Origin of the sequence: Streptomyces sp. NPDC094034 (assembly GCF_040303865.1) — a bacterium.
In the GTDB taxonomy this organism is placed as follows: domain Bacteria; phylum Actinomycetota; class Actinomycetes; order Streptomycetales; family Streptomycetaceae; genus Streptomyces.
In genome coordinates this window covers 102,396-119,427 of the sequence record NZ_JBEOUD010000013.1, presented here as the reverse complement: position 1 = coordinate 119,427, position 17,032 = coordinate 102,396, and the positions used below count along the sequence as shown (strand labels likewise).

Sequence of the window (17,032 nt, the reverse complement as noted above, 5' to 3'; positions counted from 1 at the left end):
CTGTACCACCACACCTGAACACCGACGCGTAACCGATGAGGGGACAGAGGCGATGACGGCCGAGCTGGTCCGGGGGCAGAACCACCCCTTGCCCCACACCCGACTGGAGATCCGGGTGACGGCCGGCGCACCGGTCATGCCCTGCGCCACGCTCGCGGACGCCCAGGGCACCGTGGGCGGCGCGGAGTGGATCGTCCACCCCGGTTCGCCCTCCCTCCCGGGCATCGAGGTGTCCCGCCAGGCCGCCGCGGCCCTGCGCTTCCACGTCGATCTGGACGCTCTGCCCTCGCGGGTGCATCTGGTCCATGTACTGCTCGCCCTCCCCGAGGGCGTCGGCGGCCCCGATCGCTTCGGCGCCACGGCGGCGCCCTTCGCGGCGGTCACCTCCACCGAGGGCGCCGAGGTCGCCAGCTTCACCCTCACCGGGCTGGACTCCGAGACCGCCGTTGTCGCCCTGGAGCTCTACCGCCGCCAGGGGGCCTGGAAGGTCCGGGCCGTCGGCCAGGGGTACGCGGGCGGCCTCGCCGAGCTGTTCGGCGACCAGGGACTGCCCCAGGCCCGTGCCTTCGCCGCCGGTATCCAGGAGGCGGTGGCCCGCCATCTGGCCAGCGCCGTACAGACCCCGCTGCCGGGTGCGACGGACGGCGGGCGGCGCAGGTCCGAGGGGCTGCCCATGGCTCCCGCCCCGGGACCCGTCACACCCTCGCAGTCCACGCCCGGGACCGTACCGTCCGCCGGCCCGCCGGCCTCGGTACCGCCGTCGTCCGCGGGTCCGGGGTCCGGCGCGGGCGGGGCGGTCAACTACACGCATCCGGGCCGCCGTACGTCCACGCCGCCGACTCCGCCCCCGGCCGCGGTGCCCGCCCAGCCCGGCCGGCCGCCCCGCCCCGTCGCGGGTGACGCGACGGGCTGGTCCATGGACGAGCGCCTCTACAACCAGGTCTGGGGCATGTTCGAGGATCTGGCCCGTACGACCGCCGCGTACCGCAGCGCCATGGACTTCGCCGAATCCCGGCTCGACCAGGAACTGGACCGCGTCCTCTCCGACCCCCGTCATCGCATCGGCGGAGCGGGAGACGCCGCCCGCGAGGCCGCCCGTGCCAAGCACGACCAGCTCGCCGGCCAGGCGCGCGAGGTCCTTGACCGCGATCTGGCCCAGCTCGTCGCCGAGTCCGAGGTCGTCGAGCCCGCGCTGCCGCCCGCCTACGCCCGCTGGGACAACCCCGTCTGGCACGCCTACCGCGTGCCGATGGAGATCCCGATGGCGCTGCGCCTCGGCGATGTCCATCTGCCCGAGCGCCCCGATCTGCGGATACCGATGCTGGTGCGGCTGCCCCTGGAGCGCGGGCTCTGGGTCGACAGCGGCCGATCCGGCTCCGAGGCCGCGCTGATGATGGACGACGCCCAGCTGCGCGGGCTGGCCATGGACACCGCGGTCACCCATGCCGCACGCCTTCTGGCCGCCTACCCGCCCGGCGAGTTCACCGTCCATGTGATCGACCCGGCGGGCTCGGGCGCGCGCTCACTGGCCCCGCTGACCTCGTCCGGGGTGCTCGACCGGCCGCCCGCGGCGGGCGCCGGGGGTGTGGCGACCGTCCTCGCGACACTCACCCAGCGTGTGGACCTGGTGCAGATGGCGGTCCGCGGCGGGGCTGCCGAGTCCCTGCCGCCCGGTCTGGACACCGCGGAGCAGCTGCTGATCGTCAATGACTTCCCGCATGGCTTCGACGACCGCGCGGTGACCCAGCTGCGTTATCTCGCCGACGAGGGTCCGGCGGTCGGTGTGCATCTGCTGATGGTCGCGGACCGCGAGGACGCGAGCGGATACGGACCGGTGCTGGATCCGCTCTGGCGGTCGCTGCTGCGGGTCACCCCCGTCCCGGACGATCACCTCGCCGATCCCTGGGTGGGGCACGCCTGGACCTACGAACCGCCCGCGGTGCCGCCGGGCAGCAGGGTGCTCCTCCAGGTCCTCGAACAGGTGGCGTCCGCTCGCCGCTCCTGGCGCCGCTGACCAGGCCCGCACTGCACAAGTGATGGCTTTTCACTGATCATTTTACCTTTTCTTGGTTCTTCCTGTACTCTTCCTTGCAGCGGAGGGGAGTACTCCCACATCGCGACGTGCCCGTCAATACGGATCGCCATCGATCCCGGGGCGTCGGCCCAGGGAGCGGCGGAAGCCGCCCGGGTGGAAGAGACCTCCGGCAGCGACGACGCTGATCGATAGCCGTACGAAGCCGGAGGCACAGTGGACGTTTCCTTGACCCTGTGGGTGCTGACCATTCTTGGTCTGTCCGCCCTTATCGCTGTCGACTTCTTCATCGGGCGCAAGCCCCATGACGTGTCGATGAAGGAAGCCGGTATCTGGACGATCGTCTGGATCGCCCTCGCCGCGCTGTTCGGCGTCGGCCTGATGGTGTTCGGCACCGGCCAGGCGGCCGGCGAGTTCTTCGCCGGATTCATCACCGAGAAGTCGCTCAGTGTCGACAATCTCTTCGTCTTCGTCCTGATCATGGCGAAGTTCTCGGTTCCCTCGCATCTACAGCAGCGTGTGCTGCTCATCGGTGTGCTGATCGCCCTGGTGCTGCGCGCCATATTCATCGCGGCAGGCGCCGCGATCATCGCCAGCTTCTCGTGGGTCTTCTTCATCTTCGGCGCGTTCCTGATCTACACCGCCTGGAAGCTCATCCAGGAGGCGCGCTCCGACGACGAGGACGAGGAGTTCGAGGAGAACCGTCTCCTCAAGTCCATCGAGAAGCGCTTCGGGGTCGCCGACAGGTACCACGGCACCAAGCTCTTCATCCGGGACAACGGCAAGCGGATCCTTACCCCGCTGATGGTGGTCATGCTGGCCATCGGCACCACGGACGTGCTGTTCGCGCTGGACTCCATCCCCGCGATCTTCGGTCTGACCCAGGACCCGTACATCGTCTTCACCGCCAACGCCTTCGCCCTGATGGGTCTGCGGCAGCTCTACTTCCTCATCGGTGGGCTGCTGAAGAAGCTGGTGCACCTCAGCTACGGCCTGTCGGTCATCCTGGGCTTCATCGGTGTGAAGCTGGTGCTCCACGCGCTGCACGAGACCGGGGTGCATGTCCCCGAGATCTCCATCCCGGTCTCGCTGGCGGTCATCTGTGGTGTTCTGATCGTCACCACGATCACCAGCCTGATCGCCTCGAAGAAGCAGGCGGAGCGGGACGCGGCCGCCGCGCTCCAGACGGAGAACGGCCAGGACGGCCAGGACAGCAAGGACGGCCGGGAGAGCAAGGACAGCATCGAGGCCTGATCCTCGCGGAAAGGGAGGGGGCGAGCGGCAATACTGCCGCCCGCCCCCTTTCGCGTTCGTACGGCTCGGAATCCGACCTCAGGACGTGACGCTGATACCTCCTCGGCGGCCGGCGTCTCCTCCGAAGTCACTCGCCGGCCGGTCGAGACCCATCTGCGGGCCGCCCCGGGTGTCGGCGGCGGGTCACCAGCCTCGCGCCCGCCAGGCCGCGAGGTGCGGGCGCTCGGCGCCGAGGGTGGAGTCGTTGCCGTGGCCGGGATAGATCCACGCCTCGTCCGGCAGGGTCGCGAAGATCTTGGTCTCGATCCCGTCCATCAGGCTCGTGAAGTCCGCCGAGGTCCCGGTCTTCCCGGGGCCGCCGGGGAACAGGCAGTCGCCGGTGAACAGGTGCGCGTGGTCGTGCGGGTCGTCGTAGACCAGCACGATCGAGCCCGGGGTGTGGCCCACCAGATGCAGGGCGGTGAGTTCGATCTCACCGACACGGATCGTGTCCCCGTCCTCGACCGGGACATCGGTGGGCACGGGGATGGCCTCGGCGTCGTACCGCCCCGCGTACGTCCGCGCGCCCGTGGCCGCCACGACCTCCGCCAGGGCCTGCCAGTGGTCGCCATGGCGGTGCGTGGTGACGACGGACGCGATGCCGTCGTCACCGATCAGAGTCAGCAATGTGCCGGCGTCATTGGCCGCGTCGATCAGCAGCTGCTCACCGGTGGCCCGGCAGCGCAGCAGATAGGCGTTGTTGTCCATCGGCCCGACGGCGACCTTGGAGATCATCAGGGCGGGCAGTTCATGCACGTCCGCCGGTCCGCCGACCTTCACCGCTCCGCTGTACGTCATACGGATCAGCCTATAGCGGGGGCAGTACGGGCAGGGGGCCGTCCGGAGACTTCAGCGCGGTCCCGTCCCGGCGGCCCGCGAGCCAGCCCAGCAGGTCCGGGGCCGGTCCGCTCACGGCGAGCGGGGTGCCCTCCGTACCACCCGTGCGCCAGGTCCGCCCGTCGCTCGCGGTCAGGGCCAGCGGCGGGACCGCGGCGTTCCCGGAGAACCGCTCCACGAGGAAGGCGGTCTCGCGCTCGGTGAACTCCTCGGACAGATCCTCCAGCTCGCGGCCGATGCCGAGATCGACATGGTGCAGCTCGATCTCGATCAGCCGGCGGAACGGAACGCGGGCCGCGGCGTCCGTGACGCCGTTGCGCATCGTGACGACGCGCGTCCAGTCCGCGGGGGCGGCCGCGGAATGCTGGAAGGCCTCCGCGGTGTTACGTACGTCGGCGAGCTGGACCTCCAGCGGTCGCGCCGCGTCCCGCTCGATGTCCGCGTCGCGCGTTTCGGCGTCGCGGTACATGGGCCGGCCTTCGAGCACATTGACCAGTGCGTCCGCGTTCCTGGCGAGATGTGCCAGCACATGTCCCCGGCTCCAGCCCGGGAGCCGTGACGGCGCGGCGAGGGCCGCGTTGTCCAGTTCGGCGGCTGCGCCGAGGAGGCGGTCCGTCGCCTCACGTACAGCCGTCAGGTCACGCTCGTGATCGATCATGCCGCCGACGATAGCGCCGCCACTCGATCGGGTGAAGACGGTGCAGGGCCGCCGTAAATCGAATGCACGTGCTATAGGCTCAGGGGAGGCATCCTGGCATATAGGCAATCCCGCCCGGCGCTCCGAAGCCCGGCAATCGACCACTGGCAATCCATCGTTCTGGCGACCCCCATTAGTGTGGGAAGGGGGCTCCGCCCCTTGGTTCTCTTCAGAAAGGTGCGGACCGGCGTGGCCGACCGTCTCATCGTCCGTGGCGCGCGCGAGCACAATCTCAAGAACGTGTCGCTCGACCTCCCCCGTGACTCCCTCATCGTCTTCACCGGGCTCTCCGGGTCGGGCAAGTCCTCTCTCGCGTTCGACACGATCTTCGCCGAGGGACAGCGCCGGTACGTGGAGTCCCTTTCCTCGTACGCCCGGCAGTTCCTCGGTCAGATGGACAAGCCGGACGTCGACTTCATCGAGGGGCTCTCCCCGGCAGTCTCCATCGACCAGAAGTCGACCTCGCGCAACCCGCGCTCGACGGTCGGCACGATCACCGAGGTGTACGACTACCTCCGGCTGCTCTTCGCCAGGATCGGCAAGCCGCACTGTCCGGAGTGCGGCCGGCCGATCTCCCGGCAGTCGCCGGGGGCCATCGTGGACCGGGTGCTCGAACTGCCCGAGGGCAGCAGGTTCCAGGTCCTCTCGCCGCTCATCCGGGAGCGCAAGGGTGAGTTCGTCGATCTCTTCGCCGATCTCCAGACCAAGGGCTACAGCCGGGCCAGGGTCGACGGGCAGACGATCCAGCTCAGTGAGCCGCCCAAGCTCAAGAAGCAGGAGAAGCACACCATCGAGGTGGTGGTCGACCGCCTCACGGTGAAGGACAGCGCCAAGCGCCGGCTGACCGACTCGGTCGAGACCGCGCTCGGTCTCTCCGGCGGCATGGTCGTGCTCGACTTCGTGGATCTCCCCGAGGACGACCCCGAGCGCGAGCGGATGTACTCCGAGCATCTGTACTGCCCGTACGACGATCTCTCCTTCGAGGAGCTTGAGCCCCGCTCCTTCTCCTTCAACTCGCCCTTCGGCGCGTGCCCCGACTGCACCGGTATCGGTACGCGCATGGAGGTCGACCCGGAGCTGATCGTCCCCGACGAGGAGAAGTCACTCGACGAGGGCGCCATCCACCCCTGGTCCCACGGCCATACGAAGGAGTACTTCGGGCGGCAGATCGGCGGCCTCGCCAAGGCGCTCGGATTCCGTACGGACATCCCGTGGGCCGGCCTGCCACAGCGCGCCAGGAAGGCCCTGCTGTACGGCCACAAGACCCAGGTCGAGGTCCGCTACCGCAACCGGTACGGCCGCGAGCGCGCCTACACCAGCCCCGCCTTCGAGGGAGCGGTCTCCTTCGTCAAGCGGCGGCACACGGAGGCGGAGAGCGACACCAGCAGGGAGCGCTTCGAGGGCTATATGCGTGAGGTGCCCTGCCCGACCTGTGAGGGCACCCGGCTCAAGCCGATCGTCCTGGCGGTCACGGTCATGGAGAAGTCCATCGCCGAAGTCTCCGCGCTCTCGATCAGCGACTGCGCCGACTTCCTGGCCGAGCTCAAGCTGAACGACCGTGACAAGACGATCGCCGAGCGGGTGCTCAAGGAGGTCAACGAGCGGCTGAGGTTCCTGGTCGACGTGGGCCTGGACTATCTCTCGCTGAACCGCGCGGCCGGGACCCTCTCCGGCGGCGAGGCCCAGCGGATCCGGCTCGCGACGCAAATCGGCTCGGGGCTGGTCGGGGTGCTGTACGTACTGGACGAGCCGTCCATCGGTCTGCACCAGCGGGACAACCACCGGCTGATCGAGACCCTGGTCAGGCTGCGTGACATGGGTAACACCCTGATCGTCGTGGAGCACGACGAGGACACCATCAAGGTGGCCGACTGGGTGGTCGACATCGGCCCCGGCGCCGGTGAGCACGGCGGCAAGGTCGTGCATTCAGGACCGTTGAAGGGGCTGCTGGCCAACAAGGAGTCGATGACCGGCCAGTACCTCTCCGGGAAGAAGGCCATCCCCACCCCGGGCATCCGCCGGCCGATCGACCCGGGCCGGCAGCTCACCGTGCACGGCGCCCGGGAGAACAATCTGCGGGACATCGATGTGTCCTTCCCGCTGGGCGTGTTCACGGCCATCACCGGAGTCTCGGGCTCCGGTAAGTCGACGCTGGTCAACGACATCCTCTATACGCATCTGGCACGCGAGCTGAACGGCGCGAAGTCGGTGCCCGGCCGGCACACCCGGGTCGACGGCGACGATCTGGTCGACAAGGTCGTCCATGTCGACCAGTCGCCCATCGGCCGTACGCCCCGGTCCAACCCGGCCACGTACACCGGTGTCTTCGACCATGTCCGCAAGCTCTTCGCCGAGACGATGGAGGCCAAGGTCCGCGGCTACCTCCCCGGGCGCTTCTCCTTCAACGTCAAGGGCGGTCGCTGCGAGAACTGCTCGGGTGACGGCACGATCAAGATCGAGATGAACTTCCTGCCGGACGTCTATGTCCCGTGCGAGGTCTGCCATGGAGCCCGCTACAACCGGGAGACCCTGGAGGTCCACTACAAGGGCAAGTCCATCGCCGAGGTGCTGGACATGCCGATCGAGGAGGCCCTGGACTTCTTCGAGGCCGTCCCGACCATCTCGCGGCACCTCAGGACGCTCAACGAGGTCGGCCTCGGGTATGTCCGGCTGGGCCAGTCCGCGCCGACCCTCTCGGGCGGCGAGGCGCAGCGGGTGAAGCTGTCGAGCGAGCTACAGAAGCGCTCCACCGGCCGTACGGTCTACGTCCTGGACGAGCCGACGACCGGTCTGCACTTCGAGGACATCAGCAAGCTGATCACGGTGCTCTCCGGATTGGTCGAGAAGGGCAATACGGTGATCGTGATCGAGCACAACCTGGACGTCATCAAGACGGCGGACTGGGTGATCGACATGGGACCTGAGGGCGGCAACGGCGGCGGTCTGGTGATCGCGGAGGGCACCCCGGAGCAGGTGGCCGGCGTCCCGGCCAGCCACACCGGAAAGTTCCTGCGGGACATCCTGGACGCCGAGAGCATCAGCGACGCGGCGCCGATGAAGAAGGCCACGACGCGGAAGGCGGCGGCCAAGAAGGCGCCGGCCAGGGCGGTGGCGGCGAAGAAGACCGCCGCGCGCTCGCGCCGCGCCTGACCCCCTGACCCGGCGCGCCACCCACCCGGCGCCTCCCACCCGGCGCGCCCCCGCACCGGCTCCGCCTCGTTCAGCGGCTGTCCCGTCCCTGGGGACAGCCGCTGAAGGACCGCCGGAACAGCCCCGGTATCGTCGCGTATGTCACCGACCTCCGACCCAGTGGAGCCACCATGTCCGGCCCCTCCGCCGCCCGCCGCACCGTGCTGAAGGGCGCCGCGCTCGCCGGTGCGGCCGGGCTGGGGGCGGCGGCCTGCTCCACCGGATCGAAGCTGGGCCACGCCGAGAACCCCACCCCCACCACCCCCACCGCCCCCGTCGACCTCGGCGCGGCGGCGGAGGTGCCGGTCGGCGGCGCGAAGCTCTACCGGGACCAGCGACTGGTGGTGAGCTGCCCCGCGAAGGGGGAGTACAAGGCGTTCAGCGCGCAGTGCACCCACGCGGGCTGCCTCCTGGAGAAGCTGGAGGGCACGGTGGGTGACTGCCCGTGCCACGGCAGCAAGTTCGATGTCACGACCGGCAAGGCCATACAGGGACCGGCGACCGCGTCACTGCCCGAGGTCCCGGTCACCGCGGAGGGCGGCAAGCTCATCGCGGGCCCCCGGGCCTGACGATCCCGGGGGGTACCCCGGCGGGACCCTGCTGTCGGTCCCCGACAGTAGGGTGGACGGCATGGCCGACCCCTCCAGCTACCGCCCCAAGCCGGGACAGATCCCCGACTCGCCGGGGGTCTACAGGTTCCGTGACGACCACCGGCGGGTGATCTATGTCGGGAAGGCGAAGAGCCTGCGTCAGCGGCTCGCCAACTACTTCCAGGATCTGGCGGGTCTGCACCCGCGTACCCGAACGATGGTCACCACCGCCGCGTCCGTCGAGTGGACCGTCGTCTCCACCGAGGTCGAGGCGCTTCAGCTGGAGTACTCCTGGATCAAGGAGTACGACCCCCGGTTCAACGTCAAGTACCGCGACGACAAGAGCTATCCGTTCCTCGCCGTCACGCTGAACGAGGAGTTCCCCCGGGTCCAGGTGATGCGCGGCGCCAAGAAGAAGGGCGTGCGCTACTTCGGCCCCTACGGACACGCCTGGGCCATCCGCGAGACCGTCGATCTGATGCTCCGTGTCTTTCCCGTACGGACCTGCTCCGCCGGGGTGTTCAAGAACGCCGCGCGGACCGGCCGCCCCTGTCTCCTCGGTTACATCGGCAAGTGCTCGGCGCCCTGCGTCGGCCGGGTCACCCCCGAGGAACACCGTGAACTGGCCGAGGAATTCTGCGACTTCATGGCCGGCCGCACCGGCACGTACATCCGCCGTCTTGAGCAGCGGATGACGGAGGCCGCCGAGGAGATGGAGTACGAGAAGGCGGGCCGGCTGCGGGACGACATAGGCGCGCTGCGCCGCGCGATGGAGAAGAACGCGGTCGTGCTCGCCGACGCCACGGACGCGGACCTCATCGCGGTGGCCGAGGACGAGTTGGAGGCAGCCGTACAGATCTTCCATGTCCGCGGCGGCCGGGTGCGGGGTCAGCGCGGCTGGGTCACCGACAAGGTCGAGGCCGTGGAGACGGCGGGGCTCGTCGAGCACGCCCTCCAGCAGCTGTACGGGGAGGAGAGCGGCGACGCCGTCCCCAAGGAAGTACTCGTCCCCGCACTGCCGGAGGACGCGGAGGCCGTCGCCCAGTGGCTCAGCGAGCGCCGCGGCTCCCAGGTCTCGCTGCGGATTCCGCAGCGCGGTGACAAGAAGGACCTGATGGCGACGGTCGGGCGCAATGCCCAGCAGTCGCTGGTCCTGCACAAGACCAAGCGCGCCAGCGATCTCACCACCCGCTCCCGGGCCCTGGAGGAGATCGCGGAGGCCCTTGGTCTGGACAGCGCGCCGCTGCGCATCGAGTGCTTCGACATCTCCCATCTCCAGGGTGACGATGTCGTGGCGTCCATGGTGGTCTTCGAGGACGGCCTCGCCCGTAAGGGTGAATACCGCCGGTTCCAGATCAAGGGGTTCGAGGGCCAGGACGACGTCCGGTCGATGCACGAGGTCATCGGGCGGCGCTTCCGGCGCTATCTCCAGGAGAAGGAGCGGACCGGGGAGTGGCCGGAGCAACCGGAGCAACCGGAGCGGCAGGACCGGTCCGAGGAGTCCGGGGAGCCCGCGGACGGGTCGGGCCCGCTGGACCGGCCGGAACAGCCCGGCCGTGAGGACGACGGCCGCCCCAAGCGCTTCGCCTACCCGCCCCAGCTGGTGGTCGTCGACGGCGGACAGCCGCAGGTCGCGGCGGCCCAGCGGGCCCTGGACGAGCTGGGCATCGACGATGTCGCCGTCTGCGGTCTCGCCAAGCGCCTCGAAGAGGTCTGGGTGCCAGGTGAGAGCGACCCGGTGGTCCTGCCCCGCTCCAGCGAGGGGCTCTATCTGCTCCAGCGCGTACGGGACGAGGCGCACCGCTTCGCCATCACCTACCAGCGGGCCAAGCGGGCCAAGCGCGTCAGGTCCAGCCCACTGGACGAGGTGCCCGGCCTCGGTGAGTCCCGGAAACAGTCGCTGATCAAGCATTTCGGCTCGGTGAAGAAGCTGCGGCAGGCGACAATCGACCAGATCTGTGAGGTTCCGGGCGTGGGTCGCAAAACGGCCGAGTCCGTCGTCGTGGCCTTCGCCAAGGCGGCCCCGGCGGCACCCGCCGTGAACACGGCGACAGGAGAGATCATGGAAGACGACGGGGGCAGCACGCATGACTGAGCACGACCGGGACGGAGCAGGGCACGTGAGTACGGGCATCACAAACGAGACGGGTGACGCCGTCGAGGCGGCCATCCCCGAACTGGTGATCATCTCCGGTATGTCGGGCGCCGGCCGCAGCACCGCGGCCAAGTGTCTGGAGGACCTCGGCTGGTTCGTGGTGGACAATCTGCCGCCCGCGCTGATCCCCACCATGGTGGAGCTCGGTGCCCGCTCACAGGGCAATGTGGCGCGGATCGCGGTCGTGGTCGACGTACGGGGGCGGCGGTTCTTCGACAACCTCCGCGAATCCCTCGCCGACCTCGACGCCAAGCAGGTGACCCGGCGGGTCGTCTTCCTGGAGTCCTCCGACGAGGCGCTGGTGCGCCGCTTCGAATCCGTACGCCGTCCGCACCCCCTCCAGGGCGACGGCCGGATCGTCGACGGCATCGAGGCCGAACGGGAGCTGCTGCGCGAGCTGCGCGGTGACGCCGATCTGGTGATCGACACCTCCAGCCTCAACGTCCATGAGCTGCGCGCCAAGATGGACGCCCAGTTCGCTGGGGACGAGAAGCCGGAGCTGCGGGCCACCGTCATGTCGTTCGGCTACAAGTACGGTCTGCCGGTCGACGCCGACCTGGTGGTGGACTGCCGCTTCCTGCCCAACCCGCACTGGGTCCCCGAGCTGCGGCCCTTCACCGGGCTCAACGAGGAGGTGTCCGCGTATGTCTTCAACCAGCCGGGCGCCAAGGAGTTCCTCGACCGCTACACCGAACTGCTCCAGCTGATCGCCGCGGGCTACCGCCGTGAGGGCAAGCGCTATGTGACCGTCGCCGTCGGCTGCACAGGCGGCAAACACCGTTCCGTCGCCATGTCCGAGCGGCTCGGCGCGCGCCTCGCCTCCGAAGGCGTCGAGACCGTCGTCGTCCACCGGGACATGGGGCGCGAGTGACCGGACGCACCTTCCGCATGCGCCGGCTGCGCAGGGGTGTCCCCGCGCCCTCGGCGCGGGGGCGCGGCGCTCAGCCCAAGGTCGTCGCGCTCGGCGGCGGAATGGGCCTGTCCGCCTCCCTCGCGGCGCTCCGCAGGATCACCGGCGATCTCACCGCCGTCGTCACCGTCGCCGACGACGGCGGCTCCAGCGGCCGGCTCAGGGAGGAGCTGGGTGTCCTGCCACCCGGCGATCTGCGCAAGGCCCTGGCGGCGCTCTGCGGCGACGACGACTGGGGCCAGACCTGGGCGCGGGTGATCCAGCACCGCTTCCAGTCGCAGGGCGACCTCCACGAGCACGCGGTGGGCAATCTGCTGATCGTCGCCCTCTGGGAGCAGCTGGGCGACCATGTGCAGGCCCTCGATCTGGTCGGCAAGCTCCTCGGGGCGCACGGCCGGGTGCTGCCCATGTCCGCCGTACCGCTGGAGCTCCAGGCGCTCGTACGGGGCCATGACCCGGCGCGCCCCGACCAGATCGACACGGTGCGCGGCCAGGCCACCGTCGCGCTCACCCGCGGTGAGGTGCAGTCCGTCCATCTGGTGCCGCACGACCCGCCGGCGGTCCCCGAGGCGGTCGCCGCGGTGCTGGACGCCGACTGGGTCGTGCTCGGCCCCGGTTCCTGGTTCTCCTCGGTGATCCCGCATCTGCTGGTGCCCGAACTGCGCGACGCGCTCGTCGAGACGAAGGCGCGCCGGGTCCTCTCGCTGAACCTCGCACCGCAACCCGGTGAAACCGAAGGCTTCTCACCGCAGCGTCATTTGGAGGTTTTGGGGCGACACGCCCCTAAACTCGCCCTGGACGCGGTGCTGGCCGACCAGGCCGCCGTGCCCGACCGCGAATCACTCTCCGATGCCGCCAAGCGGTTCGGTGCCGCGGTCGAGCTGGCGCCGGTGGCAGCGCCCGACGGTTCCCCGGTCCATGATCCGGAGCTGTTGGCAGCCGCGTACGACCGTATTTTTCGGATGCATGGAAGGATCGGCCCATGGCGATGACGCCAGCGGTGAAGGACGAGATCGCCCGCCTCCCCGTCACCCGGACGTGCTGCAGGAAGGCTGAGGTCTCGGCGATCCTCCGGTTCGCGGGCGGGCTGCACCTGGTGAGCGGCCGCATTGTGATCGAGGCGGAGCTGGACACCAGCATCGCCGCGCGCCGGCTCCGCAAGGACATCCTGGAGATCTTCGGGCACAACTCCGAGCTCGTCGTGATGGCCCCGGGCGGACTGCGCCGCGGCAGCCGTTACGTCGTACGGGTGATTACGGGCGGTGATCAGCTGGCCAGGCAGACCGGACTGGTCGACGGCCGGGGCCGCCCGATCCGCGGACTGCCCCCGCAGGTCGTCTCCGGTGCCACCTGTGACGCGGAGGCCGCCTGGCGCGGCGCGTTCCTGGCGCACGGCTCGCTCACCGAGCCCGGCCGCTCCTCCTCGCTGGAGGTGACGTGCCCGGGTCCCGAGGCGGCCCTCGCGCTGGTCGGTGCCGCCCGCAGGCTCCAGATCGCGGCCAAGGCCCGTGAGGTGCGCGGGGTGGACCGGGTGGTCGTACGGGACGGCGACGCGATCGGCGCGCTGCTGACCCGGCTCGGTGCCCATGAGTCGGTGCTGGCCTGGGAGGAGCGGCGGATGCGCCGCGAGGTCCGCGCCACGGCCAACCGCCTCGCCAACTTCGACGACGCGAATCTGCGCCGCTCCGCGCGGGCCGCGGTCGCGGCCGGCGCCCGGGTGCAGCGCGCGCTGGAGATCCTCGGCGAGGAGGTGCCCGAGCATCTCGCCGCCGCGGGCCGGCTGCGGATGGAGCACAAGCAGGCCTCTCTGGAGGAGTTGGGCGCGCTGGCGGACCCGCCGCTCACCAAGGACGCGGTCGCGGGCCGCATCCGGCGGCTGCTGGCCATGGCCGACAAGCGCGCACAGGACCTCGGGATCCCGGGTACGGAGTCCAACCTGAGCGAGGATCTGGCCGACGGTCTCGTCGGCTGAGCCGGACGAGCGCGTCCGAAGTCCCCTCCGCCCGGGGGTGGACGACGCCGCCGCGGTCCGACTCGTCCAGCCCGCTGTCCCCAACTGCCCGCTGCCGGCGCCGAATAGGTGTCGGCAGCAGGCATTTTGCCGCCCATTGACACACCCTTGACATGATCATGGAGGGTGGTGAGCCTGGCGTCTGTCCACGGATGTGGCAGACAACAGCAAGGGGGGCACATGAGACGAAGAGCGGGATCGATCCTCGCGGCGGGCGCGCTGCTGCTGGCGGGCATCACGGCGGCGCCCATCGCCCAGGCACGGCCCGGAGCCGCGCCGGGAGCCGAGGCGGCACCGGACGCGGACGCGGTGAAGGTCTTCGAAGCCGAGGTCACCAAGGAGCAGATACCGCTGCTTCTCGCGGCCGGCCAGGACGCCCATGAACTGACGGAACGGGCTCCCGAGAAGGGGACGGCGAACGTCGAGCTGTTCCTCACCGACGCGCAGGCGCGCGCCCTCGCGAAGCAGGGTGTCGAGGCCACCGAACGGAAGGTCCCCGCGAAGGCCGAGGCCCGGCTGCGGGCGGCGGGGGACGGGGTGTTCCGCCCGTACAGCGGCGCGGGCAACCTCCAGGAGGAGATCGTCGAGACCGGGCAGGCCAACCCCGGGATCGCCAAGGTCGTCTCCATCGGCAAGAGCCTCAAAGGCCAGGACATCCTCGCCCTCAAGCTCAGCAAGGGGGCGCGGACGACCAAGGACGGCGCCAAGCCGTCCGTGCTGTACATGTCCAACCAGCACGCCAGGGAGTGGATCACTCCCGAGATGACCCGTCGGCTGATGCACCACTACGTCGACAACTACGGCAAGGACCGGCGGATCACCAAGATCGTCGACTCCACCGAGCTGTGGTTCGTCCTCTCGGCCAACCCCGACGGCTACGACTACACCCACAGCTCGGACAGCGCCCGGCTGTGGCGCAAGAACCTCCGGGACGTGGACGGCGACGGAAAGATCGCCGCCGGCGACGGCGTCGACCTCAACCGGAACTTCGCCTACAAGTGGGGCTACGACGACGAGGGTTCCTCGCCCCGGCCCGCCAGTGAGACCTACCGCGGCGCCGGTCCCGGCTCCGAGCCCGAGACCCAGGCGATCGACCGCTTCCAGAAGCGCATCGGCTTCGACTACGGCATCAACTACCACTCCGCCGCGGAACTGCTGCTCTACGGCGTGGGCTGGCAGGTCGCCACCCCGACACCCGACGACGTGCTCTACAAGGCGCTCGCCGGCACCCCCGAGAACCCCGCGGTCCCCGGCTACTACCCGCAGGTCTCCTCCGAGCTGTACACCACCAACGGCGAGGCCGACGGGCACGCGGCGAACGTCAATGGAACGATGATGTTCACCCCGGAGATGACCACCTGCCAGACCGCGTCCGCCCTGGACCCGGACGACGCCTGGGAGGCCAAGGACTGCCGGTCCGGCTTCAACTTCCCCGACGACGAGAAGCTGATCCAGGACGAGTTCGCCAAGAACGTCCCCTTCGCGCTCTCCGTCGCCGAGACCGCCGCCCACCCCGACCAGCCCTCCTCCGCGGTCGGGATGGCCGCCCCCGACTTCACCCCCGACCCGTTCACCACCTCGTACGCGCGCGGCGCCGACCAGGAGGTCTCGGTCACCGCCCGCAAGTCGGTCCGGGACAAGGAGCTCAACTACCGCGTCAACGGCGGCCGTACGCACGACGAGGACCTGAAGGCATGGAAGGGCGGCGAAACGTACGGAGGCGAGGACAACCTCCACTTCGACGAGTACCGCGCCGAGATCGAGGACGCTCGTCCGGGTGACACGGTCGAGGTCTGGTTCACCGGACGGACGAAGAGCGGAAAGCCCACCGCCAGCGAGCACTTCCGCTACACCGTGGCCGAACGCCCCCGCGCCGACACGCTCGTGATCGCCGAGGAGGGCGCGCCCGCGCGGCAAATCCGTGCCTACACCGACGCCCTGCGCGCCAACGGGCGTACCGCGGCCGTCTGGGACGTCGCCACCCAGGGCGCACCCCACCCGCTGGGCGTGCTCAGTCACTTCTCCACCGCGGTCCACTACACCGGAGCGGCGGCCCCCGGCGGCCCCACGCAACTGGCCCTGCGCGCCTTCCTCAACGAGGGCGGCGAGCTGATCGAGGCGGGCCGGCGCGCGGGCGGCAACGCCCAGGTCGGACGGACCCTGACCGACGACTTCAGCCAGTACTACCTGGGCGCCTACGCACGGACGTCCGTGCCGGGCGCCACCGGTTTCACCGGTACGGGATCGCTCGCGGGAGCGGCCGGATCGCTCGCCGGGCTGCCCGGCAACCCGCTGGACCCCGCGGGCTCCTACAACGTCACCTCCGACGCCCTCGACCCGAAGGAGTTCCCGCAGTTCAAGAGCGCCCAGTCGGGCTCGTACACGGGGGTCACCAACCCGTACGCCCCCTACGCGGGGCAATGGATGGCGGCGGCCCTCCACCAGGACAACGAGTGGAGCCGGCTCACCCGCACCGTCGATCTCACGGGTGTCGGCGCGGCCGACAAGCCCGTGCTCCGCTTCGCGCTCAACTGGAACACGGAGCAGGGGTACGACCACGCCGTCCTGGAAGCGCGCACCGCCGGGGCCGAGGACTGGACCACCCTTCCCGAGGCCGGCGGCGCGACCAGCTCGGCCGTCCCCGCCGAGTGCGCGGCCGGGTTCTTCCTTCAAGGCCATCCCTTCCTCGACCACTATCTGACCCTCGGCGCGGACGGCTGCGCGGCGACCGGGACCAGCGGTTCCTGGAACAGCTTCACCGGCAGCTCGAACGGCTGGCGTCAGGTCTCCTTCGATCTGAGCGCCTACGCGGGCAAGAAGGCCGAGATCTCGCTCAGCTACATCACCGACCCCGGCAGCGGCGGCCGCGGGCTCTTCGCGGACGACGCGAGGCTCGTGGTGGGCGGCGCGGACCGCGACTCCGAGGGCTTCGAAACCTCCCTCGGTGTCTGGACCACGCCCGGGGCGCCGTCCGGGAGCCCGGTCGTGGAGGGCGACTGGGCACGCTCCCAGGAGCTGTTCACCTCGTACGCCTCGGTCACTACGCGTAACACCGTGCTGTTCGGTTTCGGTCTGGAGCATGTCCCGGACGCCGGGGAGCGCGCGGCGCTGCTCGGCAAGGCGCTGCGCGCCCTGCGGCGCTGAGCCCCTGGGCACCGGTCCGCGGCGGCTCGTCAACCCGTATCAACGGGTTCGGGCCGCCGCGGGCCCGCGGGGGCCACTCGATGTCACCGCGCGGCGCGTGGAGGGGTAGGGTCTTAAGCGGTCGGGGACATCCCATACAACTCGCCGGCGTCGAAACCCGGCGTACCAACGAGG

General features: G+C 70.0%; 11 protein-coding genes. 9 read left to right on the top strand and 2 right to left on the bottom strand.

The genetic code is table 11. The features are described 5' to 3' along the window. The first annotated feature begins 52 nt into the window (after positions 1-52). Both ABTZ59_RS14745 and ABTZ59_RS14740 read left to right on the top strand, forming a co-directional pair. On the top strand, positions 53-2,014 hold the full coding sequence (locus ABTZ59_RS14745) for a TerD family protein (protein ID WP_351396181.1): 1,962 nt from the start codon (positions 53-55) through the stop codon (positions 2,012-2,014). 234 nt (positions 2,015-2,248) lie between these two features. Continuing rightward, entirely contained in the window at positions 2,249-3,286 is a 1,038-nt protein-coding gene (locus tag ABTZ59_RS14740; RefSeq protein WP_351396179.1) for a TerC family protein, read from the top strand. Positions 3,287-3,469: 183 nt separating this feature from the next. On the opposite strand, the gene ABTZ59_RS14735 is transcribed toward ABTZ59_RS14740, so the two are convergent. Next, on the bottom strand, positions 3,470-4,123 hold the full coding sequence (locus ABTZ59_RS14735; RefSeq protein ID WP_351396178.1) for an MBL fold metallo-hydrolase: 654 nt from the start codon (positions 4,121-4,123) through the stop codon (positions 3,470-3,472). A gap of 10 nt (positions 4,124-4,133) precedes the next feature. Then, positions 4,134-4,820, bottom strand: a complete 687-nt coding sequence (locus tag ABTZ59_RS14730) for a maleylpyruvate isomerase family mycothiol-dependent enzyme (RefSeq protein WP_351396175.1) — start codon at positions 4,818-4,820, stop codon at positions 4,134-4,136. Between the two features lie 228 nt (positions 4,821-5,048). Between ABTZ59_RS14730 and uvrA the strand changes: the two genes are divergently transcribed. The 7 genes from uvrA to ABTZ59_RS14695 all read left to right on the top strand — a co-directional run bounded on the left by uvrA (position 5,049) and on the right by ABTZ59_RS14695 (position 16,858). Next, complete coding sequence (gene uvrA, locus ABTZ59_RS14725) at positions 5,049-8,009, top strand: excinuclease ABC subunit UvrA (protein ID WP_351396172.1); 2,961 nt, start codon at positions 5,049-5,051, stop codon at positions 8,007-8,009. Between the two features lie 170 nt (positions 8,010-8,179). Then, positions 8,180-8,617, top strand: a complete 438-nt coding sequence (locus ABTZ59_RS14720) for a Rieske (2Fe-2S) protein (RefSeq protein WP_351396169.1) — start codon at positions 8,180-8,182, stop codon at positions 8,615-8,617. Positions 8,618-8,678: 61 nt separating this feature from the next. After that, entirely contained in the window at positions 8,679-10,733 is a 2,055-nt protein-coding gene (uvrC, locus tag ABTZ59_RS14715) for an excinuclease ABC subunit UvrC (protein WP_351396167.1), read from the top strand. Further along, on the top strand, positions 10,726-11,664 hold the full coding sequence (gene rapZ, locus ABTZ59_RS14710; protein ID WP_351396164.1) for an RNase adapter RapZ: 939 nt from the start codon (positions 10,726-10,728) through the stop codon (positions 11,662-11,664). The genes uvrC and rapZ overlap by 8 nt, the downstream gene beginning before the upstream one ends. Then, positions 11,661-12,695: a gluconeogenesis factor YvcK family protein gene (locus ABTZ59_RS14705; RefSeq protein ID WP_351396161.1), complete on the top strand. Its 1,035-nt coding sequence runs from the start codon at positions 11,661-11,663 to the stop codon at positions 12,693-12,695. The genes rapZ and ABTZ59_RS14705 overlap by 4 nt, the downstream gene beginning before the upstream one ends. Continuing rightward, positions 12,686-13,675: a DNA-binding protein WhiA gene (gene whiA, locus ABTZ59_RS14700; protein ID WP_030353658.1), complete on the top strand. Its 990-nt coding sequence runs from the start codon at positions 12,686-12,688 to the stop codon at positions 13,673-13,675. Before ABTZ59_RS14705 ends, whiA begins: the two co-directional genes overlap by 10 nt. A gap of 219 nt (positions 13,676-13,894) precedes the next feature. Further along, positions 13,895-16,858, top strand: coding sequence for a M14 family metallopeptidase (locus ABTZ59_RS14695; protein ID WP_351396157.1), 2,964 nt, complete (start codon positions 13,895-13,897; stop codon positions 16,856-16,858). Positions 16,859-17,032: the final 174 nt, after the last annotated feature.

Coding starts and splice junctions, on each gene's coding strand:
- ABTZ59_RS14745 (WP_351396181.1), top strand. CDS start 53: ATGACGGCCGAGCTGGTCCGGGGGCAGAACCACCCCTTGCCCCACACC.
- ABTZ59_RS14735 (WP_351396178.1), bottom strand. CDS start 4,123: ATGACGTACAGCGGAGCGGTGAAGGTCGGCGGACCGGCGGACGTGCAT.
- ABTZ59_RS14730 (WP_351396175.1), bottom strand. CDS start 4,820: ATGATCGATCACGAGCGTGACCTGACGGCTGTACGTGAGGCGACGGAC.
- ABTZ59_RS14720 (WP_351396169.1), top strand. CDS start 8,180: ATGTCCGGCCCCTCCGCCGCCCGCCGCACCGTGCTGAAGGGCGCCGCG.
- uvrC (WP_351396167.1), top strand. CDS start 8,679: ATGGCCGACCCCTCCAGCTACCGCCCCAAGCCGGGACAGATCCCCGAC.
- rapZ (WP_351396164.1), top strand. CDS start 10,726: ATGACTGAGCACGACCGGGACGGAGCAGGGCACGTGAGTACGGGCATC.
- whiA (WP_030353658.1), top strand. CDS start 12,686: ATGGCGATGACGCCAGCGGTGAAGGACGAGATCGCCCGCCTCCCCGTC.
- ABTZ59_RS14695 (WP_351396157.1), top strand. CDS start 13,895: ATGAGACGAAGAGCGGGATCGATCCTCGCGGCGGGCGCGCTGCTGCTG.